The following is a 25,838-nucleotide window of genomic DNA, read 5'->3' as shown; positions in this document are numbered from 1 at the left end:
AGCGCTTCAATACTTCGAGCGTCTTTCCTGCGTCCAAGACGACGCGGGGGCGCGCTAAACGCCCATCGAATTGCCGATATGGGTGAACAGCGTCTCGAGGGGTTCCTTGAGGACAGTGTAGGCGCCGAGGATGGCGACGGCCATGACGACGCCGATCAGGGCATATTCGATCGCCGTCGAGCCAGTCTCGCAGCGACAGAAGCGGCGAAATCGCGGAGCGGCCGCCGTGCCGACCTGCATGATCAGGGGTTCCATCAGCATCCCCCCCGGCTGGTCCCGTTGCCGAACAGAATGCAAGGCGGGCTGCCGGGCGCCTGAAGGACGCTGCGGCGGATCGTATATTCGCGATCCGGGGCACCGATCGAGCCGGTCGCCATCATGTCGATGCCGGCGCCACTGGAAGCGAAGCGGCTGGTGGTGCTGCGATCGGCGATGGGCACGGCGACCAGCGCCGCAACGGCGATGATCCCCGCCATGAGGGCGACACCGCGCAGGAGCGGCCCGGCAGAGCGCGCAGCATAGCGAGCCGGCAGGCTCCCGTCATACTCGTCCGCCGCCCGAAAGCCGTCACCCGCGTCCATCGTCTCACCCCGAAAATTCCGCCCCTCGCAGTTTGCCCAAAGAGGCTGAACAGACGATTAAGGCGACGTTTCTTCTGCGGAAATCAGACGAAACAGTAATTTTTCCGTAATGTTCGAGCCGATGATTGCTTGCGGTTGCCCAAATGGGCTCGCGACCATCCGGCTTTCCGATACGTCATCTCGGCGGTTCGAGAAGATCGACGAGATGGGCGATGAGGGGAGCGTCCGCCGGCGGCATCGGATAATCGCGCAGCGCCTTCGGCCGCACCCATTTCAGCGCCTGCCCCTCGCGCGAGGCGGGCGTTCCCTCATATCTGCGACAGACATAGAGCGGCATCAGGAGATGAAACTCGTCATAGGCGTGGCTGGCGAAGGTCAAAGGCGCGAGACAGGCGACCTGCGTGACGATGCCGAGTTCCTCGGCAAGCTCGCGGATCAGCGCCGCCTCGGGCGCCTCGCCCGGCTCGACCTTGCCGCCGGGAAACTCCCAGAGCCCGGCCAGCGACTTGCCCTTCGGGCGCTCGGCGATCAGCACCCGGCCGTCGGCGTCGATGAGCGCGCAGGCGACGACCAGAAGCAACCGCCGTACTTGCCCGCTCACGGCCGTTCCCCCGGCGGCGCCCGGTAGATGTAGCGATAGGCTTCCTTGAAGCCGAGCTTTCCGTAAAGGGCACAGCCGGCGGCATTGTCGGCCTCGACCTGAACCCAGCCGGTTTTCGCCCCCTTGTGCTTGGAATAGCGCAGCGCCGTCTTGACGAGATCGAGCCCGATGCCCTGCCGCTGACACTCGGGCGCCACGGCGACGTCGAGAAGGCCGCAAAGGTCGTTGTCTTGGATCGCCAGCGCCACGGCGACCGGCCGCCCGGTCCCGTTCTCGCGCACGAACATGCCGCAGGGCGGGCGGATCGCATCGAGAATCTCGGCAAGCCCCGAGCGCAGCGAAGCGGGCCGGCCATGGACGGCAAGGCTCGCCTCGAGATAGCGGGCGGCATCGCGGATCGGGATCCGCTCGACCGACCCTTCGTAATCGACCTTTGCAAGATCGCCGGTCATGACGATCGATTCGTCGAAACGCTGCCAGCCTTCCCGGTCGAGATGTTCGACGAGGGCCGGTGGCGCGAGCGGCGACTGGCGCACGATCACCGTCCGCCCGGCCTCGGCGAAGGTCCTGCGGGCCCTCGCCAGTCGGTCAGGGATATCGGTCGTGTCGGAGGGATCGAGCGGGTTGATCGAGTTCAGCCGCTTGGCCGGAAACGACCGGGTGAGACGCACCGCCCAGGTCCCGTCGAAAGCCGTCCGCGTCGCCGGCCAGGCCCGGAAGCCAGCCGCCTCGAGCCGCCTGACGACGGCGAACTGGCGCATTTTCTCAGCTTCGGTAATCGCCATTGATCGCGACATACTCCTTGGTGAGATCGCAGCTATAGACCGTCCAGCGGCCATTTCCGAGGCCGAGCTCGACCGTGATCGGAATCTCCGGCCGGCGCATGACCTGCGAAGCGGCGGCCTCGGAATAGTCGGGGTCGCGTTCACCGCCGACGGCGACGCGGATGTCGCCGAAATGGATCGCCAGCCGGTCCCGGTCGGCCTCTTCGCCGGCCTTGCCGACGGCCATGACGACCCGGCCCCAATTGGCGTCCTCGCCTGCCACCGCGGTCTTGACCAGCGGCGAATTGGCGATCGACAGGGCGATGCGCTTGGCGGCCTGATCGCTCGTCGCGCCTTGCACCGTCACCTGGATTTCCTTGCGCGCGCCCTCGCCGTCCCGCGCCACCTGCCGGGCGAGATCGAGAAGCAGCGAGGCGAGCGCCTGGCGAAATTCGCCAAGGCGCGGGTCCTTCGGATCGTCGATCGCCGGGCAGCCGCGTGCCGCAGCCGAGCCCGTAGCGAAAAGCAGAAGCGTATCGGAGGTGGACGTGTCGCTGTCGACCGTGACGGAATTGAAGCTCGGCTCGACGGCCTCCTTCAGCATGGCCTGGAGCGCCGGCGCGGCGATCGCAGCGTCGGTGGCGAGGAAGGACAGCATCGTCGCCATGTCCGGCGCGATCATGCCGGCGCCCTTGGCGATGCCGTTGATCGTCACCGCGCAGCCGTCGATCGAGACGCTGCGCGTCGCGAGCTTGGGATAGGTGTCGGTGGTCATGATCGCCTCGGCGGCCTCGCGCCAGCGATCGGCGCCGGCGCTCGTCACCAGCCCTTCGAGGAGCGGGGCGAAACGGGCCGCGTCGAGCGGCTCGCCGATGACGCCCGTCGAGGCGAGGAACACCTCGGAAGGCTCGCATCCCGCCGCCTTCGCCGCCGCTTCGGCGGTCAGCGCCGTCGCCTCGCGGCCGCGGCGGCCGGTAAAGGCGTTGGCATTGCCGGAATTGACGACGAGCGCGCGGGCGAAGCCCTGGGCGAGATTGTCCCGGCACAGATCGACCGGCGCCGATGGGCATTTCGACCGGGTGAAGACACCGGCCACGGCAGCTGGCCGGTCGAACACCATCATCAGGAGATCGGTGCGGTTCTTGTACTTGATGCCGGCTTCGGCGGTGGCGATCCGAACGCCCGCAATTTCGGGCAATGCGGCGAGTGCCGGCGGTGCGAGCGGGGAGACGGGAACGGACATCTCGATGGCTTTCTCGAAGCGACGCGAAAAGACGGGCGGGCTGGGGATCGCAAAGGCGGCCGGGCAGCGCATCGCTCCCGGCCGCGTCTCACGTCAGTTCGCGGTGTTTGCGGACCCTTCGGCCGGGGCGCCGTTCTCGATTTCCTTCTCGATCGCCTCGACCTGGCTCTTCATCTTCGGGTCGACATATTCGACGCCGAGATCCTGCCGTGCCTTGCCGACCATCGCCATGTATTTTTCACGCAGGACGAGCTGCTTCAGCTGGTCCTTGACCTGATCGAAGGTCGGCGCCGGCGCGTCGCGGGTCTCGACGACTTCGATCACATGCCAGCCGAACTGGGTCTGCACCGGCTCCTTGGTGTATTCGCCGGGCTTCAGCGCGAAAGCCGCCTTCTCGAAGGCCGGGACCATCTGGCCCTGGCTGAAGAATCCGAGATCGCCGCCGTCGGGGCCGGACGGGCCGGTGGACTTTTCCTTGGCGAGCTTGTCGAAATCGGCGCCGTCGTTCAGCGCCTTGATGACCGCCTCGGCCTCTTCCTTGGTCTTCAGGAGAATGTGCCGCGCATGGACTTCCTTGCGCGGCGGCATTGCCGCGATCTCCTTGTCGTAGCGCGCCTTCAGCTCCTTGTCGGAGACCTCCGCAACGCCCTTCTTGGCGAAATAGGCATTGTGAAGGGTCCGGTCGCGCTCGAATTCGAGCTGCGCGGAAACCTCGGGATCGTCCTGGAGCTTGGCCTTCTCGGCCTCGGCCGCCAGAGCCTTGATGTCGATCAGCGCCGAAAGCACGGCGAAGCGCCGGCGATCGGGCGCCATCTGCTTGAACTGCGGGCCGAGCTCGGCCTCCGCGGCCTTCAGCTCGGCCTCGGTGACCTCGGTCTTGCCGATCTTGGCAATCACCGTGTCGTCGGCCGCAGCGGCCGGGCCGGCAAGGCTTACGGCGATGAGAGCGCCTGCCGAAAGCAGGACAGCGAGATTTCTGACCATCAGGTGGTTTCCTTCCACGGGCATCTGACCAAACGGGGTTTACCGAGGCTCGGCATGCCGCTCAATTCCCGGCGGTTCCGGCCGCCTTCCGCAACGCCGGTGCTCCGGCGCCGTTGACATCGGATTTGCCCCCTCTTATCTCTCGCGCCAACTGAAAGTCCAGCCGCCTTCCGCTGAGATTGCAGGCTCCCGACATCGCCACGATCGACCGGGACGGCGGCCAAGGCCGACGGTCAAACGCTGTCGTCGCCTCTCACATAAGTATTTGGAAGGACCCTTTCATGGTCAGTTTTGGCGGGCTTGCCCGGAAGTTGCTGGGGTCGGCGAACGACCGCGTCGTCAAGCGCTTCCAGTCCCGCATCGCAGCCATCGCAGCGCTGGAAGACGAGATGGCCGGGCTTTCCGACGAAGAGCTTCGCGGCAAGACGGAAGCCTTCAAGGCCCAACTCGCCGCCGGCAAGACCGTCGACGATCTGCTCGTCCCGGCCTTCGCCGTCGTCCGCGAGGCGGCCAAGCGCGTTCTCGGCATGCGGCATTTCGACGTTCAGATGATCGGCGGCATGGTGCTGAACTCCGGCTCCATCGCCGAGATGAAGACCGGCGAGGGCAAGACCCTCGTCGCCACCCTTGCGGTCTATCTCAACGCGCTCGAGGGCAAGGGCGTCCACGTCGTCACGGTCAACGACTATCTCGCCTCGCGCGACGCCGAATGGATGGGCCGGGTCTACCGCTTCCTCGGGCTGACCGTCGGCATCATCGTGCACGGCATCTCCGACGAGGAGCGCCGGGCCGCCTATCATTGTGACGTCACCTACGCGACGAACAACGAGCTCGGCTTCGACTATCTGCGCGACAACATGAAATACGAGCGCGACCAGATGGTCCAGCGCGGCCATCACTACGCCATCGTCGACGAGGTCGATTCGATCCTGATCGACGAGGCGCGCACGCCGCTGATCATCTCCGGCCCGCTCGACGATCGCTCCGATCTCTACAAGACCATCGACGGCTTCATCCCGCAGCTCGACAAGGACGACTACGAGATCGACGAAAAGCAGCGGCAGGTCTCGTTCTCCGAGGACGGCACCGAGAAGCTGGAGCGTCTTCTGGAAGCGGCCGGCCATCTGGTCGGCACGTCGCTCTACGACATCGAGAACGTCGCCATCGTCCATCACGTCAACAATGCGCTGAAGGCCCACACCCTCTTCCAGCGCGACAAGGACTACATCGTTCGCGGCGACGAGATCGTCCTGATCGACGAGTTCACCGGCCGCATGATGCCGGGCCGGCGCTATTCGGAGGGGCTGCATCAGGCGCTCGAGGCCAAGGAGGGCGTCACCGTCCAGCCTGAGAACCAGACCTTCGCCTCGATCACCTTCCAGAACTACTTCCGCATGTACAAGAAGCTGGCCGGCATGACCGGCACGGCGCAGACGGAAGCCGCCGAATTCGGCGACATCTACGGCCTCGACGTCATCGAGATCCCGACCAACCTGCCGATCCAGCGCCTCGACGAGGACGACGAGGTCTACCGCACCTTCGAGGAGAAGTTCCGGGCGATCGTGCGCGAGATCAAGGACGCAGCGGAACGCGGCCAGCCGATCCTCGTCGGCACGACCTCGATCGAGAAGTCCGAGCTCCTCGCCGACATGATGCGCCGCGAGGGGGTCAAGGACTTCCAGGTGCTGAACGCCCGCTATCACGAGCAGGAAGCCTATATCGTCTCGCAGGCCGGCGTGCCCGGCGCCGTCACCGTCGCCACCAACATGGCCGGCCGCGGCACCGACATCCAGCTCGGCGGCAATGCCGACATGCGCATCGAGCGCGAGCTCGCCGACATGCCGGAGGGCCCGGAACGCGACGCCAAGGAAGAGGCGATCAAGGCGGACATCAAGCGCCTGAAGGCCAAGGCGCTGGAGGCCGGCGGCCTCTACGTTCTGGCCACCGAGCGCCATGAATCGCGGCGCATCGACAACCAGCTCCGCGGCCGCTCCGGCCGCCAGGGCGATCCCGGCCGGTCCAAGTTCTACCTGTCGCTCCAGGACGATCTGATGCGGATCTTCGGATCCGAGCGGATGGATTCGATGCTGACGCGGCTCGGTCTCAAGGAGGATGAGGCGATCGTCCATCCCTGGATCAACAAGGCGCTGGAAAAGGCGCAGAAGAAGGTCGAGGCGCGCAACTTCGACATCCGCAAGAACCTTCTGAAATACGACGACGTCATGAACGACCAGCGCCGGGTCATCTTCGACCAGCGCATCGAGCTGATGGACGCGACCGAGCTCGGCGAGACCGTCGCCGACATGCGCGAGGAGACCATCGAGGCACTGGTCGCCAGGCACATTCCGGAAAAGGCCTATCCCGAGCAGTGGTCGACCGCCGAGCTCAAGGAAGAGGTCGCCGACATTCTCAATCTCGACCTGCCGATCCCCGAATGGGCGGCCGAGGAAGGCATCGACGACAGCGACGTGCGCGAGCGCATCACCGCCGCCGCCGATGCCGCCGCCAAGGAAAAGGCGGAACGCTTCGGCCCCGACGTGATGACCTATGTCCAGCGCTCAATCGTGCTGCAGACGCTCGACGGCCTGTGGCGCGAGCATCTGGTCAATCTCGACCATCTGCGCTCGGTCGTCGGTTTCCGCGGCTATGCCCAGCGCGATCCGCTCAACGAGTACAAGTCGGAGGCTTTCGAGCTCTTCCAGTCGATGCTCGGCAACTTGCGCGAGCGCACGACCCGCCAGCTGATGCGCGTGGAACTCGTCCAGCCGGAAGCCCACGAGATGCCGCAAGCGCCGGACGTCGAGGGCCACCATCTCGACCCCGATACCGGCTATGACGAGATGGGCGGCGGCTATTTCCCGACCAGCGCCCTCGGCGAACCCGCCGACCGGACCACGCTCGATCCGAACTCGCCCGAGACCTGGGGCCGGGTCGGCCGCAACGAGCCCTGCCCCTGCGGTTCGGGCAAGAAGTTCAAGCACTGCCACGGCGCCTTCGTCTGAAGGCGGCCTGTCGGGATCGCCCGACCGGCGTGATGCGAAACTGACGGCGGGATGGCGCAGACACGCCGCCCGCCGTTTGCGTTCGGGCCTTTCCCTCGCTCGCCGTCAGGTTTTTTCGCCTGGCGAGTTGGAACGCCGGGCGATCGGATATATCCGCAAGGCAGCAAACAAATCGACAAGACGTCCGGAGGAACCGCCATGCCCGCCTATCGCTCTCGCACCACCACCCACGGCCGCAACATGGCCGGCGCGCGCGGCCTGTGGCGCGCCACCGGCATGAAGGACGGCGATTTCGGCAAGCCGATCATCGCCGTGGTCAATTCCTTCACCCAGTTCGTGCCCGGGCACGTCCATCTGAAGGACCTCGGCCAGCTGGTCGCCCGCGAGATCGAACAGGCCGGCGGCGTCGCCAAGGAGTTCAACACCATCGCTGTCGATGACGGGATCGCCATGGGCCATGACGGCATGCTCTATTCGCTGCCGTCGCGCGAGCTCATCGCCGACTCGGTCGAATACATGGTCAACGCCCATTGCGCCGACGCCATGGTCTGCATCTCCAATTGCGACAAGATCACGCCCGGCATGCTGATGGCGGCCTTGCGCCTCAACATCCCCGTCGTCTTCGTCTCGGGCGGGCCGATGGAGGCCGGCAAGGTGATCCTCTCCACCGGCGAGAAGAAGGCGCTCGACCTCGTCGACGCCATGGTCGCCGCCGCCGACGACCGGATCTCGGACGAGGACGTCGCGACGATCGAGCGCTCCGCCTGCCCGACCTGCGGCTCCTGCTCGGGCATGTTCACGGCTAATTCGATGAACTGCCTGACGGAGGCGCTCGGCCTGTCGCTGCCCGGCAACGGCTCGACGCTCGCCACCCATGCCGACCGCCGCCGCCTCTTCGTCGAGGCCGGGCATCTGATCGTCGACCTCGCCCGCCGCCATTACGAAGAGGACGATCATTCCGTCCTGCCGCGTTCGATCGCCAGCTTCGCCGCCTTCGAGAACGCCATGACCCTCGACATCGCCATGGGCGGCTCGACCAACACGGTGCTGCATCTTCTGGCCGCCGCCCATGAGGGCGAGGTCGATTTCACCATGGCCGACATCGACCGTCTGTCGCGCCGCGTTCCCGTCCTGTGCAAGGTCGCGCCGGCCGTCGGCAACGTCCACATGGAGGACGTCCACCGGGCCGGCGGCATCATGGCGATCCTCGGCGAGCTCGACCGCGCCGGGCTGCTCGACACGACGGTCGGCTCGGTCCATGCCGAGAGCCTCGCCGACGCGCTGGACCGCTGGGACGTCATGCGCACGCAAAGCACCACCGTCCACGATTTCTACCGCGCCGCGCCCGGCGGCGTGCCGACCCAGACCGCCTTCAGCCAGGAGCGGCGCTGGGACGATCTCGATCTCGACCGGGAGGCTGGCGCCATCCGCAATGCCGAGCATGCCTTCTCGAAGGACGGCGGCCTTGCCGTTCTCTACGGCAATCTCGCCGAAGAGGGCTGCATCGTGAAGACCGCCGGCGTCGATGCCTCGATCCTCACCTTCTCCGGCCCCGCCCGCATCTTCGAGAGCCAGGACGCGTCGGTGAAGGCGATCCTGTCCAATCAGGTGAAGCCCGGCGACATCGTTCTGATCCGCTACGAAGGCCCGCGCGGCGGCCCCGGCATGCAGGAAATGCTCTATCCGACGAGCTATCTGAAATCGAAGGGCCTCGGCAAGGACTGCGCTCTCGTCACCGACGGGCGCTTTTCCGGCGGCTCTTCGGGCCTGTCCATCGGCCACGTCTCGCCGGAAGCGGCCGAGGGCGGCACGATCGGCCTCGTCGAGGAAGGCGACACCATCGAGATCGACATTCCGAACCGCAAGATCCACCTCGCCGTCGACGACGCCGAGATCGCCCGCCGGCGCGAAGCGCAGGAGGCGAAAGGCTGGAAACCCGCCGAGGCGCGCCCGCGCAAGGTGACCCAGGCGCTGAAGGCCTATGCGGCGCTGACGACCAGCGCCGCCAAGGGCGCCGTCCGTCAGGTTGACTGAGGCCGCGACGGCACGGCATTCGCTGCGCCGCGCCACTACCCGATCGCGGTAACGTCCCTGCCCATCCGGGTTCAAGGGCTGTCACCCTGGTGTCGCAAAGACAAAGAAACAATCTGCAAATGCATTTCCAATCAGCATGATGCCCTTATATTCATCGCTGTTTTCACCGGCCGGCGGGTCGTGAGGGTTTGAACGGAGACGTAAAATGGACGATGCCGAGCAACCGACGGCCCTGGTGATCATGGGGCCATCCGGGGTCGGCAAGTCGACCACGGCCGAGTTGATCGCAGCAAGGCTCGGTTGGCCCTTCGCCGAGGCCGACGAGTTTCACCCCAAGGCCAACATCGAAAAGATGACCAAGGGCGTCCCCCTCAACGACGAGGATCGCGCGCCCTGGCTCGCCTCGATCCGCGACTGGATCTCGCGCGAGGCGCAAAGCGGCGTATCGACGGTGCTCACATGCTCGGCCCTGAAGCGCAGTTACCGGGATATTTTGCGGCAGGCCGGCGCGAAGGTGCGCTTCGTGGCGCTCGAAGCCGATCCGGACATCGTGTCGAGCCGGCTGGAGCACCGCAAGGGCCACTACATGCCGAAGTCGCTTCTGCAGTCGCAATTCGCCGACTTCCAACCGCTCGAAGCCGACGAAGACGGTTTCAGCGTGCCCGTCATCGCCCCGCCCGACGAGGTGGTGCGCACCATCCTTGCAAAGCTCGGCCTCGAGGCCTGAGGGCGCGCCAATAACGCGTCGCCGGGCCCGGCGGCGCCAAGACGTCTCGTCAGTCGATTCCCAAAAAAATGGAGGAAGCCGCGTGCCGGAGGGATTTCAACAAACGCTGGGCGCCGGGTCGCTCCTGGCGATAGCCGCCGGAGCCATCGTGCTCCTCCTCGTCCTGATCATCCAGTTCCGGATTCACGCCTTCATCGCGCTGGTTCTGGTTTCCCTGGTAACGGCCTTCGTCGCCGGCCTGCCGGCCAGCGCGGTTCTCGACGTTCTGACCAGCGGCTTCGGCTCGACGCTCGCCTCCGTCGCGCTGCTCGTCGGCTTCGGCGCCATGCTCGGCCGGCTGGTCGAGGTCTCGGGCGGAGCGCAGACGCTCTCTGACGCGCTGATCGCCAAGTTCGGCGAGGAGCGGGCACCGCTGGCGTTGGGCATCGCCGCCCTGATCTTCGGCTTTCCGATCTTCTTCGATGCCGGCCTCGTCGTCATGCTGCCGATCGTCTTCTCGGTGGCGCGCCGGCTCGGCGGCGGCGTGTTGCGCTACGGCCTGCCGGTCGCCGGCGCGTTTTCCTGCATGCACGCCTTCGTGCCGCCCCATCCCGGCCCCGTCGCCAGCGCCGAGCTTCTCGGCGCCGACATCGGCATCCTGACCATCGTCGGGCTGATCGTCGCGATCCCCACCTGGTTTCTCGCCGGCTATCTCTATGGCGTGTGGTCCGGCTCGAAATTCGTTCTCAAGGTGCCGGACTTCCTCTCCGGCGGCGAACGCGAGGAGGACATGGCCGAGCCGCCGAAGCCCTCGACGGTGATCCTGCTCTTGCTGCTGCCGCTCGCCATCATCTTCGTCAACACCGGGCTCGACGCGGCGCGGGCCGCCGGCATGGTCAATGGCGACGCCGGCTGGTTCCAGTTCCTCAGAGCCATCTGCGCGACGCCCATCGCCCTTCTCATCGCCGTTCTGGTCGCCAGCTACGTCCTCGGCATTCGCCGCGGCCTCGACAAGCTGCGGGTCGAGAGCCTCCTCAACTCCGCGCTCGGCCCAGTCTGCGCGATCATCCTGATCACCGGCGCCGGCGGCATGTTCGGCGGTGTCCTCAAGGCCACCGGCATCGGCGATGCCTTGGCCGATACGCTGTCGGGCGTCGGCCTGCCGCTGATCGTCTCCGGCTTCGTCATCGCGCTCGCCCTGCGTGTCGCGCAAGGGTCGGCAACGGTGGCGCTGATCACCTCGGCCGGCCTTATCCAGCCGGCGATCGCCTCGCAGGAGATCACCGGCTTTCCCCTCGCCGCCATCGTCGTGGCGCTCGCCTCCGGCTCTCTCGCCCTCAGCCACGTCAATGATTCCGGCTTCTGGCTGGTCGGCCGCTTCATGGACATGGACGTCAAGACGACGCTGAAGACCTGGACCGTGATGGAGACGCTGATCGGCGTCATCGGCTTTGCCATCGCCTGCCTGCTCTACGTCGCCTTCGGGGGCTGAGGTCGCACCCGACCTGGAGCATCCTCGACAACAACGATGGCGCGGCGGCCGGATGGCTTGCGCGCCGGACAGCTGCCGAAGGTGCCTGTCGCATCTCTCTGCCCGGCAGAATAAACCCGCTCAAGTTGAAGAAAAACGGGTAGCGCGGCGGCCGATACGTCGAAACCGCTTGCGCGGCACCGTGCCCGTCGCTATATGTCCCTGAAACATCCTGCCTCTCCCGAGGCAGTGGATCGGTTTTTACCGAAGCGCCCCATTTGCCGAGCCTTTCGTGTTTCGGCCCCAGCGTTCCCCCTTCCCACCCGACCTGTTCCGTCCGACCAGCAGACCGGTGCGGACCGACAGCCAAAGAGCATCAGCCCCCGAATGAAACTTCAGGATCTGAAGAACAAGAGCGCACCCGAACTCATCGCCTTTGCCGAAGAGACCGGTGTCGAGAATGCCTCCGTCCTGCGCAAGCAGGAGCTGCTCTTCGCCATTTTGAAACAGCTCGCTTCCCAGGAAGTCGAGATCATCGGCGAGGGCGTCGTCGAGATCCTGCAGGACGGCTTCGCCTTCCTGCGTTCGCCCGAAGCCAACTATCTGCCCGGCCCCGACGACATTTATGTCTCGCCCTCGCAGATCCGCAAATTCCAGCTGAAGACCGGCGACACCGTCGAAGGCCCGATCCGTTCACCCAAGGAAGGCGAGCGTTACTTCGCCCTCCTCAAGGTCAACACGATCAATTTCGACGATCCGGAAAAGATCCGCTACAAGAGCCACTTCGACAATCTGACGCCGCTCTATCCCGACGAGCGCTTCAAGATGGAGCTCGAGGATCCGACCTCGAAGAAAGATCTGTCGGCCCGGGTCATCGATCTCGTCGCCCCGCTCGGCAAGGGCCAGCGCGCTTTGATCGTCGCGCCGCCGCGCACCGGCAAGACGGTGCTCCTGCAGAACATCGCCCATTCGATCACCGCCAACCACCCCGAGTGCTACCTCATCGTGCTGCTCATCGACGAGCGGCCGGAGGAAGTCACCGACATGCAGCGCTCGGTCAAGGGCGAGGTCGTCTCCTCGACCTTCGACGAGCCGGCGACCCGCCACGTGGCGGTGGCCGAAATGGTCATCGAAAAGGCCAAGCGTCTGGTCGAGCACGGCCGCGACGTGGTCATCCTTCTCGATTCCATCACCCGCCTCGGCCGGGCCTACAACACCACCGTCCCGTCCTCGGGCAAGGTGCTGACCGGCGGTGTCGATGCCAACGCCCTGCAGCGCCCCAAGCGCTTCTTCGGCGCGGCCCGCAACATCGAGGAAGGCGGCTCGCTGACCATCATCGCAACCGCGCTGATCGACACCGGCAGCCGCATGGACGAAGTCATCTTCGAAGAGTTCAAGGGCACCGGCAACTCGGAAATCGTGCTCGACCGCAAGGTCGCCGACAAGCGCACCTATCCGGCCATGGACATCCTCAAATCCGGCACGCGCAAGGAAGACCTCCTCGTGCCGCGCCAGGAGCTGCAGAAGATCTTCGTCCTGCGCCGCATCCTCGCGCCCATGGGCACGACCGACGCCATCGAGTTCCTCAACGACAAGCTCAAGCAGACCAAGTCGAACTCGGACTTCTTCGATTCGATGAATACGTGAGAGGTGAAAGGCGGCATCGCTTCGGGGCAGGTTCCTGTGGCGGTCTTTGCTGCCCGTAGTTCTGGTGCGTGTTCACGGCAGAAGAGATGGATGCAACGGCGCGGCGCCCCCTCGCCCTTCGAGGCTCGCTTCGCTCGCTCCTCAGGATGAGGCGGCGGGATGCGCCGCGGTTGTCGTATCGCGGGTTATGCAGGGTGTCGGGCTTTGAGTTCGACCGCGGAGAGCTTTTGCGCCGGAACCGAGCGAGCGCCGTTATTCTTATGAAGGCAATTCGCTTTTGCAGTAGCAAAGCCTGCCGAGTCGGTTTCCCATTCCCTCATCCTGAGGTGTGAGCGCAGCGAACCTCGAAGGGCGAGGGAATGGCGGCACGACATAGCCGCACAGTTCTGCGCCTGCATGAAACGCTGCAAGGCGATCAGTCTCGTATTCCTTGGCTGCGCAGCGCCCCAGACGGTTTTCGCAACGAAGCCAGAAGAGACCGAGACACCATGACCGAGCCCCATCCCCCTGCCGTCCAGCACGTCGCCGAGGCCTGCACTGCCAAGGGCCTGAAGGTGAAGATCGTCCAGACCCAGAAATCCGCCCGCTCGGCGCAAGAGGCGGCGGAGGCCGTCGGGGCGCAGGTCGGCCAGATCGTCAAGTCGCTGGTGTTTTGCGGCAAGGAAAGCGGCCGGCCACATCTCTTGCTGGTGTCCGGCGCCAACCGCGTCGACGAGGCCTTGATGGCGGAGCATCTCGGCGAAACGCTGGTGCGCCCGGATGCCGCCTATGTCCGCGACGTGACCGGCTTTGCCATCGGCGGCGTCGCGCCGCTCGGCGCGACCGGCGATCTTGCCGTCTACATGGACGAGGACCTCTTCCAATACGCCACGGTCTGGGCGGCCGCCGGTTCGCCCAATCACGTCTTCGAGGTCGTGCCGCTGCAGCTTCGCTCGGCCACGGGCGCCAAACTCGGCCCGGTCAGATAAGGACCGGACGGCGGACGCCGAAAGGCGGTTTACCTGCCGCCGCGCTTGCGGTGAACTCCAAACAAAAAAAGCGCCCGCCCCTTTTCAGGGACAGGCGCTCTTTGGGCGAGTGCCCGCTATGGCACTCTACTACTCATAGGTCGCGGCGACGTCTGCGTCGCCGGCCGATCTCAGCGACGGCCGAAGCGCACGGCGCTTTCGATGTCGGCGCGCATGACGCCGATGTCGGCGAGCTCGCGGTCACCCATGAGCTGAAGCTGACGGATGTCGCTGCGGACGTTGCGCATGGATTTGATGCGGTCTGCGAACTGACGGAACATGATGGTACTCCTCGAGGCCTACGGGCACGGCGACCGGAATGGGCCCGATGCTCGAACTGGCGAATGGTGTGTTTTTCAAAGGTTCGAGGTCTGAAGTTCCACCGCGAGGGCGAAGGCTCCGATCTCTTGACGCTCATATATTCGGCATCGATGCCCAAAAGAAGTGCAGCAATCTGCACATCAGGGGTGCAGTTTCTGCATGGCCCGGCGACACGGGATTCATCAAATCGTAACGAAAGCGCCCCCTGTCCACGCGGAGGGGCAAACGCCCTCTTCTCCGGTGGAGGCCTTGTCATCGCGAGTCTTCCCACTTAACAGGGCTGCATATCCATCAGCTCTCGCTCGAACGGTAGCGGATCGACTGCCCGCCAGCCGCCGCAGACATGCCGTTGGGCGATAGCCGGCAGGAGCCGCGTCGCCGAGCCGGATCCGGGCGAAGTCCCGGACGCTCCGGCGCGGTCGATCCCGTTCTTAGAGCGCCCTGCATCCGACCGGACGCAGAAAGGGCGCTCTAAGTGTTTGAATCTACACATCGTGCTTTCCGAAGGTCGATTCCGATTTTCGGGCCGATGTTTGAGTCTTTCCATATGGGCTGTCCGGAAAGTCCAACTTTTCGGCCGCTCACATTCAAGGGGGTATCACCATGGCCCGCCCAACGACTTCGGCGCCGTCCCAGCGCATGCTCTCGGTCGGCGAGAAGGTCCGCCATGCGCTGACCGAATTCTTCCAGCGCGGCGAGATCCTCGATCCGCTGCTCGAAAAAGCCATGGTCTCGGTTTCGGAAGTGCGCATGTCGCCCGACCTCAAGATCGCGACCGCCTTCGTCACCGTGCTCGGCCAGGACGACACCGAGCCCTTCGTCGCGGCGCTGAACAAAAATGCCCGGTTCATTCGCGGCCGGGTTTCGCCAGCGCTCAAGCAGATGAAATACATGCCGGAGTTTCGGTTTCGCACCGACACCTCCTTCGACAATTTCGCCCGCATCGACGCCCTCTTGAAGTCGCCGGAGGTCCAGAGGGATCTCGATCACGGCGACGACGACGGCGCGGCGGATGCGATGCCGGCTCACGGCACCAATGGAGAGAAGAACTGATGGCGCGGCGCGGCAAGAAGCCCAAGGGGCGGCCGATCAATGGCTGGATCGTCCTCGACAAGCCGAAGGGCATGGGCTCGACCGATGCGGTGGGCAAGCTGAAATGGCTGTATTTCGCCCAGAAAGCCGGCCATGCTGGCACGCTCGATCCGCTGGCCTCCGGCATGCTGCCGATCGCGCTGGGCGACGCGACCAAGACCGTCCCCTTCGTCATGGACGGGCGCAAGGTCTACCGCTTTTCCGTGCGCTGGGGCGCCGAGACGACCACCGACGATACCGAAGGCCCGGTGACCAAAACCTCCGACAAGCGGCCGAGCCGCGCGGCGATCGAAGAGCTGCTGCCGAACTATATCGGCGAGATCACCCAGGTGCCGCCGAACTTCTCGGCGATCAAGATCGCCGGCGAGCGCGCCTATGATCTTGCCCGCGAAGGCGAGACCGTCGAGATCGCGCCGCGCACGGTCGAGGTCGTGCGCCTCGAAATCGTCGAGGAACCCGACGCCGAGACCACCGTCTTCGAGGCCGAATGCGGCAAGGGCACCTATGTGCGCGCCATCGCCCGCGATCTCGGCCGCGATCTCGGCTGCTACGGCCATATCGTCGAGCTTCGCCGCACCGCCGTCGGCGCCTTCGGCGAGGACGACATGGTGCCGCTGGACGAGCTTCTGGAAGCGGCCGAGGAAGGCCGCGAGACGCTCGACGCCGAGGCGATCGAATCCGGCGCCAAGGCCCGCGTCGTCGATTTCAAGCCGCTCGACGAATACATCATCGCGCCGGAGGCGGCGCTTGCCGATCTCTACGAGGTGATCCTCACCGACGAGCAGGCGAGCCGGGTCCTGTCCGGCAATCCGGTGATCCTGCGCGGCCGCGACGCCCCGGTCTTCTGCGACGAGGCGTTTGCCACCGGCCATGGCCGGCTGATCGCGCTCGGCGCCGTCGAGGAGGGCTCGTTCAAGCCCAAGCGGGTCTTCGGCGGACGCGGCTAAACGCCCTGACGGACCCCGCTTCGGAACGTCCCGGCCCTTGGCTGATTTCCTTGCCGGGTGTCACATCCCTTCGATGGACAGGAAGCAAGGGCCGAGCATGATCGATCTGACCGGGCGAGGAAAGCGCAGGAAAAAGCGCGAAAAGGCCAAACGCTCGGAGATCGGCGCGCCGCCCGGCCAGCTCGTGGCCGATCCCGAGGCTGCGCGCACCCGCCTGACGGCGACCGGCATCGGCGGCGGCGAGACCAAGCGCCTCGTCGGCTGCACGCTGGAAGATGCGCTCCTTTTGCGCGAGACTTGCGGCAAACTCTGGCTCGACTGCACAGGTCTTGCCGACATCGACCTCATCGGCCGGATCGGCGCTGCCTTCGGCCTGCATCCGCTGACGCTAGAGGATGTCGTCAACACCGACCAGCGGCCGAAATGCGAGGCCTATGACGCCTATGCTTTCGTCGTGATGCGGATGCTTTCGGGCGAGGAGGAAAGCGAGCAGCTGTCGCTGTTTTTCGGCGAAGGCTTCGTCGTCACCTTCCAGGAGCGGCCGGGCGATGCCTTCGATCCCGTGCGCAACCGCATCGAAAAGGGCGCTCCGCGGCTTCACACCGGCGGCGCCGACTATCTCGCCTACGCGCTGATCGACGCCGTCGTCGATGCCTATTTCCCGGTCGTCGATCACCACGGCGCCCGGCTCGATGCGATCGAGGACGAAATCTTCGACGACGTCGATGCCGTGCAGGTGCCCGAGCTCCACACCATGCGGCGCGAGCTCTTCACCATGCGGCGCTATCTGCGACCGACCCGCGACGCCCTCGGCGTCATCATGCGGCTCGAACGGCCCTTTCTGTCGGAAGAGACCAAGGTCTACTTCGCCGACGTCCAGGACCACTGCGATCAGCTCGTCGATCTCAACGATACCTATCGCGAAACGGCCGCCGGGCTGATCGACCTTCACATGACGCTTTCGGCGGCGAAGACCAACGAGGTGATCAATCTCCTGACCATCGTCTCGACCATATTCATTCCGCTCGGCTTTCTCGCCGGGCTCTGGGGCATGAACTTCAATCCCGAGATTTCCAGATGGAACATGCCGCTCACCCAGTCGCCCTATGGCTATCCCATCGCGCTGGCGATCATGGCCGTGATCGCCGGCGGCCTGTTGTTGTTCTTCCGCAAGAAGCGCTGGATCTGATGTCATGCTGAGCCAAGAGGCAAAAGCCGTTCTCGCCGATCTCGCCCGCAAGAAGGCCGCGCAGGCAGAACCGCGCGACGCGCGGGAAAAGCTCGCACAGGCGCGGGCGATGACGGCCTCCTTGTCTGACTATTCGGGCACGGCGCCGAGGGGCGTCTCGAGCGAGGACATTTCGGTGGAACGCCCCGCCGGCTGCGCCGATGACGGAGCCGGTCCGATCCGCGTTCGCCTCTATCGGCCGTCCGGGCCCGCGAGCGCCATGCTCGTCTGGTATCACGGCGGCGGCGCGATGGCCGGCTCTCTCGACAGCCACGACATTGCCCTTCGCCAGCTTTGCGAAGCGACCGGCCGGCTGGTCGCCTCCGTCGACTATCGCCTTGCGCCCGAACACATCTCGCCGGCGCCGCAGACCGATTGCATCGCGGCGACGATGGCGCTGATGGCGCGCGCCGGCGATTTCGGCTGCCACCCGGCCACGGTCGCGATCGGCGGCGATTCCATCGGCGGGCTTTTTGCCGCCGTTGTCGTGCGCGCGCTTCTTGAGGCTGGCGCGGCCGTGCCGGCGAAGCTGGTGATGCTTTATCCCAACACCGATCTTCGCCCGGATCGCCCCTTCCTGTCGCTGAAGACCGAGGCCGGCAACGTCATGACCGAAGAATCGCTCGCCTACGAGAACGCGCTCTTCGTCCCCGATCCGCGCGAGCGATCCGATCCGAGGGTCTCGCCGCTGCTTGCGCGCGATTTTCACGGCTTTCCCGACACGCTCGTCGTCACCTGCGAGCATGATCCGCTGCGCGACGAGGGCGAGCTTTTCTGTTCGAAGCTACACGCGTCAGGCGTCACGGCCCGGCACCTGCGCGTTGAGGGGATGATCCATGGCTTCCTGCAGATGGACGGCTGGATCGGCGCGACGTCGCAACTGAGGGCCGCAACAGCACATCACCTCACGTGACCCACGATTGCGAGTTTATTCATTCCCCTCATCTTTGATTTGCATTATCAGTCTCGATTATAGTTCTTTCGAAAAATCGGTTCTGACAGGTTTCTTCTGATCTACATCCGTCGATTACGTAATATTAGAGCTCTTGTGTTTCCCTGCCCCGAAAGTCGACGGGAACGGGCAATGAAACACCAGACGAAGAGTGCACGAAACGAGGCGTTCTGGCTCGCCTTGATGACGGTGATCGTCTGGCTGCTGTCGCTGAAATTCGATTTTGCCGAAAGGTTCGAAGCTTTCTTCGCGGCCAACGAATCCTGGCAGGCGGACGAAATCTTTCTGGCCATCACGATTGCCGGCCTCGGTGCGATAACCTTCGCATACCGGCGGATGCTGGACCTCCGGCGAGCGGTGATGGTGCGCGACGCGGCCGAGGGCCGCGCGATCTTCGCCGCCTATAACGACATCGTCACCGGCCTGTTCAATCGCCGCTATGTCGAGACGCGCCTGCCCGAGCTCTGCGCCAGGGACACAAGTCTCGGTACGATCATCGCCATCGATCTCGACGGCTTCAAGAAGGTCAACGATCTGCTCGGGCATCAGGTCGGCGACAAGCTGCTCGCGGCGATCGCCGGGCGCCTCACGGACACGTTGCCGATGGCGATCTGCGCCCGGATCGGGGGCGACGAATTCCTCGTGGTCGCGCCGCGCGCGAGCGAAGCAGAGCTTGTCGGTATCGGCCGCAAGCTCCACGAGGCGATCGGCAGGCCGATCTCGATCGACGGCCTTGTAGTCGAGGTCGGCGCATCCCTTGGCATTGCCGTCCTTGCGGAAACCAATGCCGATCTGAGGGCCGAAATGCGCAACGCCGACCTTGCCATGTATGCCGCCAAGCGCGACGGCGCGGGCAGCGTCAGGCGGTTCGAGCCGGCCATGCTGGCAGGCTTCCGCGAAAGGATCGAGCTCGAGAGCGCTTTTCGTGCAGCGCTGCAGGACGACTTGATCCAGCCCCATTACCAGCCTCTCATCCAGCTGGACACCGGCGAAATCCGCGGTTTCGAGGCGCTGGCGCGCTGGACGACGGCCAGCGGGACGTCGATTCCCCCCGTGGTGTTCATTGCGCTTGCCGAAGAGACCGGCCTGATCACCGAGCTGTCCGAAAGGCTGTTGCGCCGCGCCTGCGCCGACGCGAAGGAATGGCCCGAAAGCGCCGTCCTGACGTTCAACCTGTCGCCGCTGCAGTTCGCAGATCCCCTGCTCGGTTTGCGCATCATCCAGATCCTCAAGGAGACCGGGCTGCCGCCGAGCCGGCTCGAGATCGAAATGACCGAAAGCGCTGTCGTCGCAGACTTCGACGGCGCGATCAAAACCATTCGCCAGCTGCAGGACTGCGGCATCAAGGTGGCGCTCGACGACTTCGGCACCGGCTTTTCCAGCCTCGGCCAGCTCGCCAACATGCCCTTCGACAAGATCAAGATCGACCGCAGCTTCACCCGCAGTTGCGGCGACAGCCTCAAGCAGACCTCGGTGGTCCGCTCGATCATCGGCCTCGGGCACGGCATCGGCGTCGCGACTCTTGCGGAGGGCATCGAGACCACCTCCCAGCTCGAACTGCTGAAGCAACTGGGCTGCGAATATGGCCAGGGCTTCCTGTTTGCGAGACCGATGCCGGCGGCCAGGATCTCGGATTATCTCGGCCTTTCCAACGAAGAGCGCCTGTCGCAATCGGCCTGAGGCAAAACCACAAGTCGTCGCGGCCAATGCGACCATTATTTAGGCATTTGCACATAACTCGTGCAATTTGCTGGGTTTGGCGGCTGTCTCCCACTTCGTTCCGTCGCCCTGACGGCGGTTCTACGCGCCACCTTGCGGAAAACTGACACGTCCAAGGCCGTTTGGCACGTTCCTTGAATCTATGACCATCGTTACCCGTGCGCGTTCATGCCGTCCGGGGAAACGGTTCAACGCGGCGTCCATGGCGATGCCGCCCAAGATTCGAGGTGAACATGAAAATCGTGATGGCGATCATCAAGCCATTCAAGCTGGACGAGGTGCGTGAAGCGCTGACCGGCGTCGGAATCCAGGGACTGACCGTCACCGAGGTCAAGGGCTATGGCCGCCAGAAGGGGCACACGGAAATCTATCGCGGCACCGAATATGCCGTGAGCTTCCTGCCCAAGCTGAAGATCGAGGTTGCCGTTCCCGTCGACATGGTCGACCGGGCCGTGGATGCCATCCAGCAGGCCGCCAAGACCGGCCAGATCGGCGACGGCAAGATCTTCGTCTTCGGCATCGATTCCGCGGTGCGCATCCGCACCGGCGAGACCGACGCCGACGCGCTTTGACGCGACCAGATAAACTCAAGGAGAACGACCCGCTGATGCGATTGAAGACAGCCATTTTCAGCGCCGGCCTTTTGGTCGGCATGGCCGCGACCGCGGCCTTCGCCCAGGATGCAGCCCCCGCCGCCGCCGAAGCGGCCGGACAGGGATCGGAAGCAGCCACGGCTGCCGTCTCCGGAGCACCGAGCCCCGAGGTCGCCTATATCTTCAACACATTGCTGTTTCTGATCGGTGGCTTCCTCGTCATGTGGATGGCGGCCGGTTTCGCGATGCTCGAGGCTGGCCTCGTGCGTTCCAAGAACGTCTCGATGCAGTGCCTGAAGAACATCGCTCTCTACTCCATTGCCGGCATCATGTACTGGATCGTCGGCTACAGCCTGATGTATACTGACGTGAACGGTGGCTATATCGGCACCTTTGCGCCCTATGCCTTCGATCCGGTCGGCGGCAATGCTCTCGACACTGGCTATTCGACGGCCTCCGACTGGTTCTTCCAGATGGTCTTCGTCGCCACGGCAGCGTCGATCGTCTCGGGAACCCTGGCCGAACGCATCAAGCTCTGGCCCTTCATGATCTTCACCGTCGTCCTCACCGGCTTCCTCTATCCGATCGCCGGTTCGTGGAAGTGGGGCGCCGGCTGGCTCGACGCCATGGGCTTCCAGGACTTCGCCGGTTCGACCCTCGTCCACTCGGTCGGTGGCTGGGCGGCGCTTGCCGGTGCACTGCTCCTCGGTGCCCGTCACGGCCGCTTCTCCAAGGATGGCAAGGGCGGCATCGCCATGCCGGGGTCGTCGATCCCGCTGGCCACGCTCGGCACCTTCATCCTCTGGCTCGGCTGGTTCGGCTTCAATGGCGCCTCGCAGCTCGCCATGGGCACGATCAACGACGTCTCGGATGTCTCGCGCATCTTCGCCAACACCAATCTGGCGGCTGCCGGCGGCGTCGTGGCGACGATGATCCTGCTGCAGGTCATCTACAAGCGGGTTGACGTGACGATGGTTCTGAACGGCGCACTGGCCGGTCTGGTGTCGATCACCGCCGAGCCGCTGGCGCCCTCGCCGCTGTGGGCGATCATCGTCGGTGCCGTCGGTGGCGTGATCGTGGTGTTCGTCGTGCCGCTGCTCGACAAGCTGAAGATCGACGATGTCGTCGGCGCGATCCCGGTGCATCTGTGTGCCGGTATCTGGGGCACGATCATCGTCCCGGCCTCCAACAGCGATGCCAGCTACGGCGTCCAGCTGATCGGCATCGTGGCCTATGGTGTCTTCACCTTCGTCGCCAGCCTCATCGTCTGGGCGATCCTGAAGGCCGTGATGGGCATCCGGGTCTCCGAAGAGGAAGAGGCGCTCGGTCTCGACCGCACCGAAGTCGGCGTCGAGGCCTATCCCGAGTTTTCGCTCGGGCGGGTCTGACACCGCACACGATCGTGACGGCGGCGCTGGCAAAGGCGCCGCCAGAGTTTCGCGGCCTCGCCTTCGGGCGGGGCCGTTCCGTTTTCGCGCCCGCGCCGCAAGACCTTGCGAACGAAGCCTTGCTGAAGGTCTGCGTTCAGCCCGCGACCGGGGGGCTCCGGCAGGCAGGCCATGCCCGCCCCGCCCGATGATCTGAAAAAGCACGGGTCGTTTGACTCGAAAACCGGATGCTTCCCTTGAGAAAGTTTGGCGCGAAAACCATTCCTGCCGCAAAGTTTTACGAAATCCTGCATCCGGGTAGGTTTTGTTAACCATACATTGAGGTTTTGAAGTCGATAACTGTCCTGAACAGCCGGATCGCCGGTCCGTTTCACGGGAGTTATCTGATGAGCCTTGCACGTATCGCAGTGATAGGTGTAGCGACCGTCGCCGCGCTGGGCGCCGGATTGCTGGCGATGCAGCTTTCGAGTTCCAAGCCGCAAGAGCCGGTCATCATCACCGCCGCTCCCGCGCAACCGCCGATCCGCCTCGTCGATGTCCTCGTGACGAAGAAGGAGGTGCCGATGGGCTCGGCGGTGACCGGAACGCTGGGCTGGCAGAAATGGCCCGAGGACGGCGTCGGCCCCGATCTCATCCTGAAAGCCGCCAAGCCGAATGCGGTCGACGAATTCAACGGCGCGATCGCCCGGCAGTCCTTCTTCGCGGGCGAGCCGGTTCGCGAATCCAAGCTGATCCGGCCCGACCACGGCTTCCTGTCGGCGATCCTCGACGAAGGCAAGCGCGCCGTCGCCGTTCGCATTTCGGCCGAAACAGCCGCCGGTGGCTTCATCCTGCCGAACGACCATGTCGACGTGATCATGACCCGCCGCGCCGCCAGCGCGGACGGCAAGGGCGAACGGGTCTCGACCGAAACGGTGCTGCGCAATCTCAGGGTCCTCGCCGTCGATCAGTCGGTCCAGGAGCAGGACGGCCAGAAGGTCGTCGTCGGCCAGACAGCGACGCTCGAGGTGGACCCCTCCCAGGCCGAGGCGCTGACCGCGGCCCAGCAGATTGCCGACCGGCTGGTGCTTTCGCTCCGCTCGCTCGCCGATTCGGTCCCCGGTTCGCCCGGCTACGCCCGCTTCCTGCTCGAGCAGGAAAAGGCTCAACGCAACAAGATCCGCGTCGTCCGCTATGGCCGGATCGACGACGTCACCACGTCGCAGTGAGGGTGAGACAGATGCCGACCCTTTTCTCCTCAAAGGCCGTTTCGACCGTGCTGCGCAAGGCCGTCATCGGCATCGCCGCGCTCTCGACCGGTCTTGCCCCGATGGTGCAGGTCACCCCGGCCGCAGCCGAGGACGCCGTCGTCAACGTGCGTCAGGCGCGCCAGACGGTGAAGCTGGGCCTCAACAAGTCGAAGGTTATCGTGCTTTCGGCCGATGCCCACGACATTCTCGTCGCCAATCCGGCAGTCGCCGACGCGGTTACCCGCGACGCAAGGCGGATCTACGTCTTCGGCAAGCAGATCGGCCAGACCAACATCGTCGTCTTCGATGCACGCGGCCGCCAGATCGCCGCGATCGATCTGGCGATCGAGCGCGACATCACCGGCCTCGAGGCCTCGATCCGCAAATATGTGCCGGATTCCAGCGTCAACGTCGAAATGCTCAACGACAACGTCGTCCTGACCGGCCAGGTGCAGACGCCCCAGGACGCCGCCAAGGTCGAACGGCTTGCCAAGCTCTTCGTCACCGGCGGCGAGGGCACGACCGGCCAGTACATCCAGTCCGCCTCCGCGACCGGCTCCGGCGAGGGAAGCGGCGCCGACGTCGCCTTCGCCCAGGAAAACCGCCGCTCGAGCCAGATCGTCAATCTCCTGCAGATCGCCGGCGAGGACCAGGTCACGCTCAAGGTCACCGTCGCCGAGGTGCAGCGCTCCGTCGTCAAGCAGCTCGGGCTCAACGGCTCGGTCTCCGACGGGATCAGCTATGCGGCCACCATCGACAATCCCTTCGCGCTCGGCAAGGCGATCTCCAACAGCGCGATCGGCATCGCCAAGACGATCGGCGATACCTCCATCAGCGCCGAAGTCGACGCCATGCAGCAGGCGGGCGTCATGCGGACCCTCGCCGAGCCGAGCCTGACCGCGATCTCGGGTGAGAAGGCGAGTTTCAAGGTGGGCGGCGAGTTCACCGTGCCGAGCGGACGAAGCTTCACGCCGCCCTCCTACGACGATGACGGCAACGTGCAGACCGAAGGCTACGCCACCATCGATACCAAGCAGATCGAATATGGCATCGGCCTCGACTTCACCCCGGTGGTTCTTTCGGCCGGGCGGATCAATCTGAAGATCCGCACGAGCGTCTCCGAGCCGACATTCGAACAGCCGTTCAACATCAACGGCGACAAATACGGGCCGGGCGTCGGCCTCATCGGCCTTCGGAAGCGCCTGGCCGATACGACGGTCGAGCTTCCCTCCGGCGGCTCCCTGGTCATCGCCGGGCTGATGCGCGACGAGGCACGCCAGGTCATCTCCGGCTTCCCGGGCCTGTCGAAGATCCCGGTGATCGGGTCCCTGTTTCGCAGCCGCGACTTCCAGCGCTACGAGACCGAGCTCGTCGTCATCGTGACGCCCTATCTCGTGCGCCCCGTCGCCCGCCAGGCCCTGGCCCGGCCCGACGACGGCCTCGCCCTCTCGAGCGACGGCTCGGCCAACTTCCTCGGCCGGCTCAATCGGATCTACGGGCACATGGAAACGAAGCTTCCGCCCGGCCGCTACTACGGCGTCGTCGGCTTCATCTACAAGTAATCGCTCGAGGGATCGACGACCGTGACACAGCATCCTTCCGCTTCGCGCCTCGCCCCGGCAAACCCGCCCCGGCAGCAGCGCTCGGCCTCGACGCCGGCCCGCCTCGGCCTCGCCTTCAGCGCGCTGGCGCTCCTTTCAGCCTGCGGCAACGTCCACAATGTCGAGGTGGGGGCGATCCCCGACGACTACAGGACGCGCCATCCGATCGTCGTCTCCCAGGCGGAAACGGCAATCGACATCCCGGTGAGTTCGTCGGAATCAAAACTGACCCTGTCCAGTCGCAGCCGGGTCGAGGAATTCGCCCGCCACTTCAACGCCGACAAGATCGACACGATGCGCGTGCTGGTGCCCTACGGCTCGGCCAACGAACGCGCCGCCGAACAGGTCTCGCGCGATGTCGTGAAGGTGCTGCGCAAGAACCATGTCGGCGGCCGGCAGATCATGGTCATGCCCTATTCGGCGGTCGGCGATACCGGGCCGACGCCGATCCGGCTCGCCTATTCGACCCTAGTCGCCAAGACCGGTCCCTGCGGGCGCTGGCCGGCCGATCTCGGGGACACGAGCGAGAACAAGAACTACTTCAACTTCGGCTGCGCCAGCCAGCAGAACCTTGCCGCCCAGATCGCCGATCCGCGCGATCTTCTCGGGCCTCGCGGCATGGATCCGGCCGACGCGCAGCGCCGTACGACCGTGATCGACAAATATCGCAACGGCGAAGTGACGAGCGCCGACGCGATGGATGCCGAATCCGACTACGACTGGTGATG

Annotated in this window: 23 protein-coding genes; 16 read left to right on the top strand and 7 right to left on the bottom strand. The window is 65.0% G+C overall.

All coding sequences use genetic code 11. The annotated features are described in order from the left end of the window. Positions 1–54: 54 nt before the first annotated feature. From J6595_RS16445 to J6595_RS16420, 6 genes are all read right to left on the bottom strand, one after another. Positions 55–255, bottom strand: a complete 201-nt coding sequence (locus J6595_RS16445; protein WP_209595671.1) for a Flp family type IVb pilin — start codon at positions 253–255, stop codon at positions 55–57. Further along, positions 255–581: a hypothetical protein gene (locus J6595_RS16440; RefSeq protein WP_245198588.1), complete on the bottom strand. Its 327-nt coding sequence runs from the start codon at positions 579–581 to the stop codon at positions 255–257. Before J6595_RS16440 ends, J6595_RS16445 begins: the two co-directional genes overlap by 1 nt. 175 nt (positions 582–756) lie before the next feature. Next, positions 757–1,182 carry a (deoxy)nucleoside triphosphate pyrophosphohydrolase gene (locus J6595_RS16435; protein ID WP_209595670.1) on the bottom strand — a complete coding sequence of 142 codons (426 nt, stop codon included), beginning with the start codon at positions 1,180–1,182 and terminating at the stop codon, positions 757–759. Next, on the bottom strand, positions 1,179–1,967 hold the full coding sequence (locus J6595_RS16430) for a GNAT family N-acetyltransferase (RefSeq protein WP_245198586.1): 789 nt from the start codon (positions 1,965–1,967) through the stop codon (positions 1,179–1,181). The genes J6595_RS16435 and J6595_RS16430 overlap by 4 nt, the downstream gene beginning before the upstream one ends. Continuing rightward, positions 1,948–3,189, bottom strand: coding sequence for a bifunctional glutamate N-acetyltransferase/amino-acid acetyltransferase ArgJ (gene argJ / locus J6595_RS16425; protein WP_209595668.1), 1,242 nt, complete (start codon positions 3,187–3,189; stop codon positions 1,948–1,950). Before argJ ends, J6595_RS16430 begins: the two co-directional genes overlap by 20 nt. A gap of 93 nt (positions 3,190–3,282) precedes the next feature. Then, positions 3,283–4,173: a peptidylprolyl isomerase gene (locus tag J6595_RS16420; RefSeq protein ID WP_209595667.1), complete on the bottom strand. Its 891-nt coding sequence runs from the start codon at positions 4,171–4,173 to the stop codon at positions 3,283–3,285. 281 nt (positions 4,174–4,454) lie between these two features. Between J6595_RS16420 and secA the strand changes: the two genes are divergently transcribed. The 6 genes from secA to J6595_RS16390 all read left to right on the top strand — a co-directional run bounded on the left by secA (position 4,455) and on the right by J6595_RS16390 (position 14,001). Further along, complete coding sequence (gene secA / locus J6595_RS16415) at positions 4,455–7,175, top strand: preprotein translocase subunit SecA (RefSeq protein WP_209595666.1); 2,721 nt, start codon at positions 4,455–4,457, stop codon at positions 7,173–7,175. 198 nt (positions 7,176–7,373) lie between these two features. After that, the gene (gene ilvD, locus J6595_RS16410; protein ID WP_209595665.1) at positions 7,374–9,209 is read left to right on the top strand and encodes a dihydroxy-acid dehydratase; all 1,836 of its coding nucleotides are present in this window, start codon (positions 7,374–7,376) and stop codon (positions 9,207–9,209) included. Positions 9,210–9,414: 205 nt separating this feature from the next. Further along, a complete protein-coding gene (locus J6595_RS16405; protein WP_245198584.1) occupies positions 9,415–9,936 on the top strand; it encodes a gluconokinase in 522 nt (173 codons plus the stop codon). Between the two features lie 82 nt (positions 9,937–10,018). After that, a complete protein-coding gene (locus J6595_RS16400) occupies positions 10,019–11,407 on the top strand; it encodes a GntP family permease (RefSeq protein ID WP_209595664.1) in 1,389 nt (462 codons plus the stop codon). Positions 11,408–11,773: 366 nt separating this feature from the next. Further along, a complete protein-coding gene (gene rho, locus J6595_RS16395) occupies positions 11,774–13,033 on the top strand; it encodes a transcription termination factor Rho (RefSeq protein ID WP_209595663.1) in 1,260 nt (419 codons plus the stop codon). 488 nt (positions 13,034–13,521) lie between these two features. Further along, positions 13,522–14,001, top strand: coding sequence for a YbaK/EbsC family protein (locus tag J6595_RS16390; protein ID WP_209595662.1), 480 nt, complete (start codon positions 13,522–13,524; stop codon positions 13,999–14,001). 170 nt (positions 14,002–14,171) lie between these two features. On the opposite strand, the gene J6595_RS16385 is transcribed toward J6595_RS16390, so the two are convergent. Then, positions 14,172–14,321: a YjiS-like domain-containing protein gene (locus J6595_RS16385; RefSeq protein WP_209595661.1), complete on the bottom strand. Its 150-nt coding sequence runs from the start codon at positions 14,319–14,321 to the stop codon at positions 14,172–14,174. A gap of 643 nt (positions 14,322–14,964) precedes the next feature. On the opposite strand from J6595_RS16385, the gene rbfA reads away from it, so the two are divergent. The 10 genes from rbfA to J6595_RS16335 all read left to right on the top strand — a co-directional run bounded on the left by rbfA (position 14,965) and on the right by J6595_RS16335 (position 25,836). After that, positions 14,965–15,414, top strand: coding sequence for a 30S ribosome-binding factor RbfA (rbfA, locus tag J6595_RS16380; protein ID WP_209595660.1), 450 nt, complete (start codon positions 14,965–14,967; stop codon positions 15,412–15,414). Beyond that, a complete protein-coding gene (gene truB / locus J6595_RS16375) occupies positions 15,414–16,400 on the top strand; it encodes a tRNA pseudouridine(55) synthase TruB (protein ID WP_209595659.1) in 987 nt (328 codons plus the stop codon). The genes rbfA and truB overlap by 1 nt, the downstream gene beginning before the upstream one ends. A 97-nt stretch (positions 16,401–16,497) precedes the next feature. Further along, the gene (gene corA, locus J6595_RS16370; protein WP_209595658.1) at positions 16,498–17,589 is read left to right on the top strand and encodes a magnesium/cobalt transporter CorA; all 1,092 of its coding nucleotides are present in this window, start codon (positions 16,498–16,500) and stop codon (positions 17,587–17,589) included. 4 nt (positions 17,590–17,593) lie between these two features. Further along, positions 17,594–18,541: an alpha/beta hydrolase gene (locus J6595_RS16365; RefSeq protein ID WP_209595657.1), complete on the top strand. Its 948-nt coding sequence runs from the start codon at positions 17,594–17,596 to the stop codon at positions 18,539–18,541. A 171-nt stretch (positions 18,542–18,712) separates the two neighbouring features. Then, positions 18,713–20,260 carry a putative bifunctional diguanylate cyclase/phosphodiesterase gene (locus tag J6595_RS16360; protein WP_209595656.1) on the top strand — a complete coding sequence of 516 codons (1,548 nt, stop codon included), beginning with the start codon at positions 18,713–18,715 and terminating at the stop codon, positions 20,258–20,260. 272 nt (positions 20,261–20,532) lie between these two features. Next, positions 20,533–20,871 carry a P-II family nitrogen regulator gene (locus J6595_RS16355; RefSeq protein ID WP_209595774.1) on the top strand — a complete coding sequence of 113 codons (339 nt, stop codon included), beginning with the start codon at positions 20,533–20,535 and terminating at the stop codon, positions 20,869–20,871. 35 nt (positions 20,872–20,906) lie between these two features. Then, entirely contained in the window at positions 20,907–22,280 is a 1,374-nt protein-coding gene (locus J6595_RS16350; RefSeq protein ID WP_209595655.1) for an ammonium transporter family protein, read from the top strand. Positions 22,281–22,666: 386 nt separating this feature from the next. Then, complete coding sequence (cpaB, locus tag J6595_RS16345) at positions 22,667–23,488, top strand: Flp pilus assembly protein CpaB (RefSeq protein WP_209595654.1); 822 nt, start codon at positions 22,667–22,669, stop codon at positions 23,486–23,488. 11 nt (positions 23,489–23,499) lie between these two features. Then, positions 23,500–25,071: a type II and III secretion system protein family protein gene (locus J6595_RS16340; protein ID WP_209595653.1), complete on the top strand. Its 1,572-nt coding sequence runs from the start codon at positions 23,500–23,502 to the stop codon at positions 25,069–25,071. Positions 25,072–25,092: 21 nt separating this feature from the next. Beyond that, positions 25,093–25,836: a CpaD family pilus assembly lipoprotein gene (locus J6595_RS16335; RefSeq protein ID WP_209595652.1), complete on the top strand. Its 744-nt coding sequence runs from the start codon at positions 25,093–25,095 to the stop codon at positions 25,834–25,836. The last annotated feature ends 2 nt before the right edge of the window (positions 25,837–25,838 follow it).

The organism is Jiella mangrovi (genome assembly GCF_017815135.1).
Taxonomy (GTDB): domain Bacteria; phylum Pseudomonadota; class Alphaproteobacteria; order Rhizobiales; family Rhizobiaceae; genus Jiella; species Jiella mangrovi.
The sequence above is the reverse complement of the archived record's forward strand: the minus strand, read 5'-3'. Positions and strand labels throughout refer to the sequence as shown.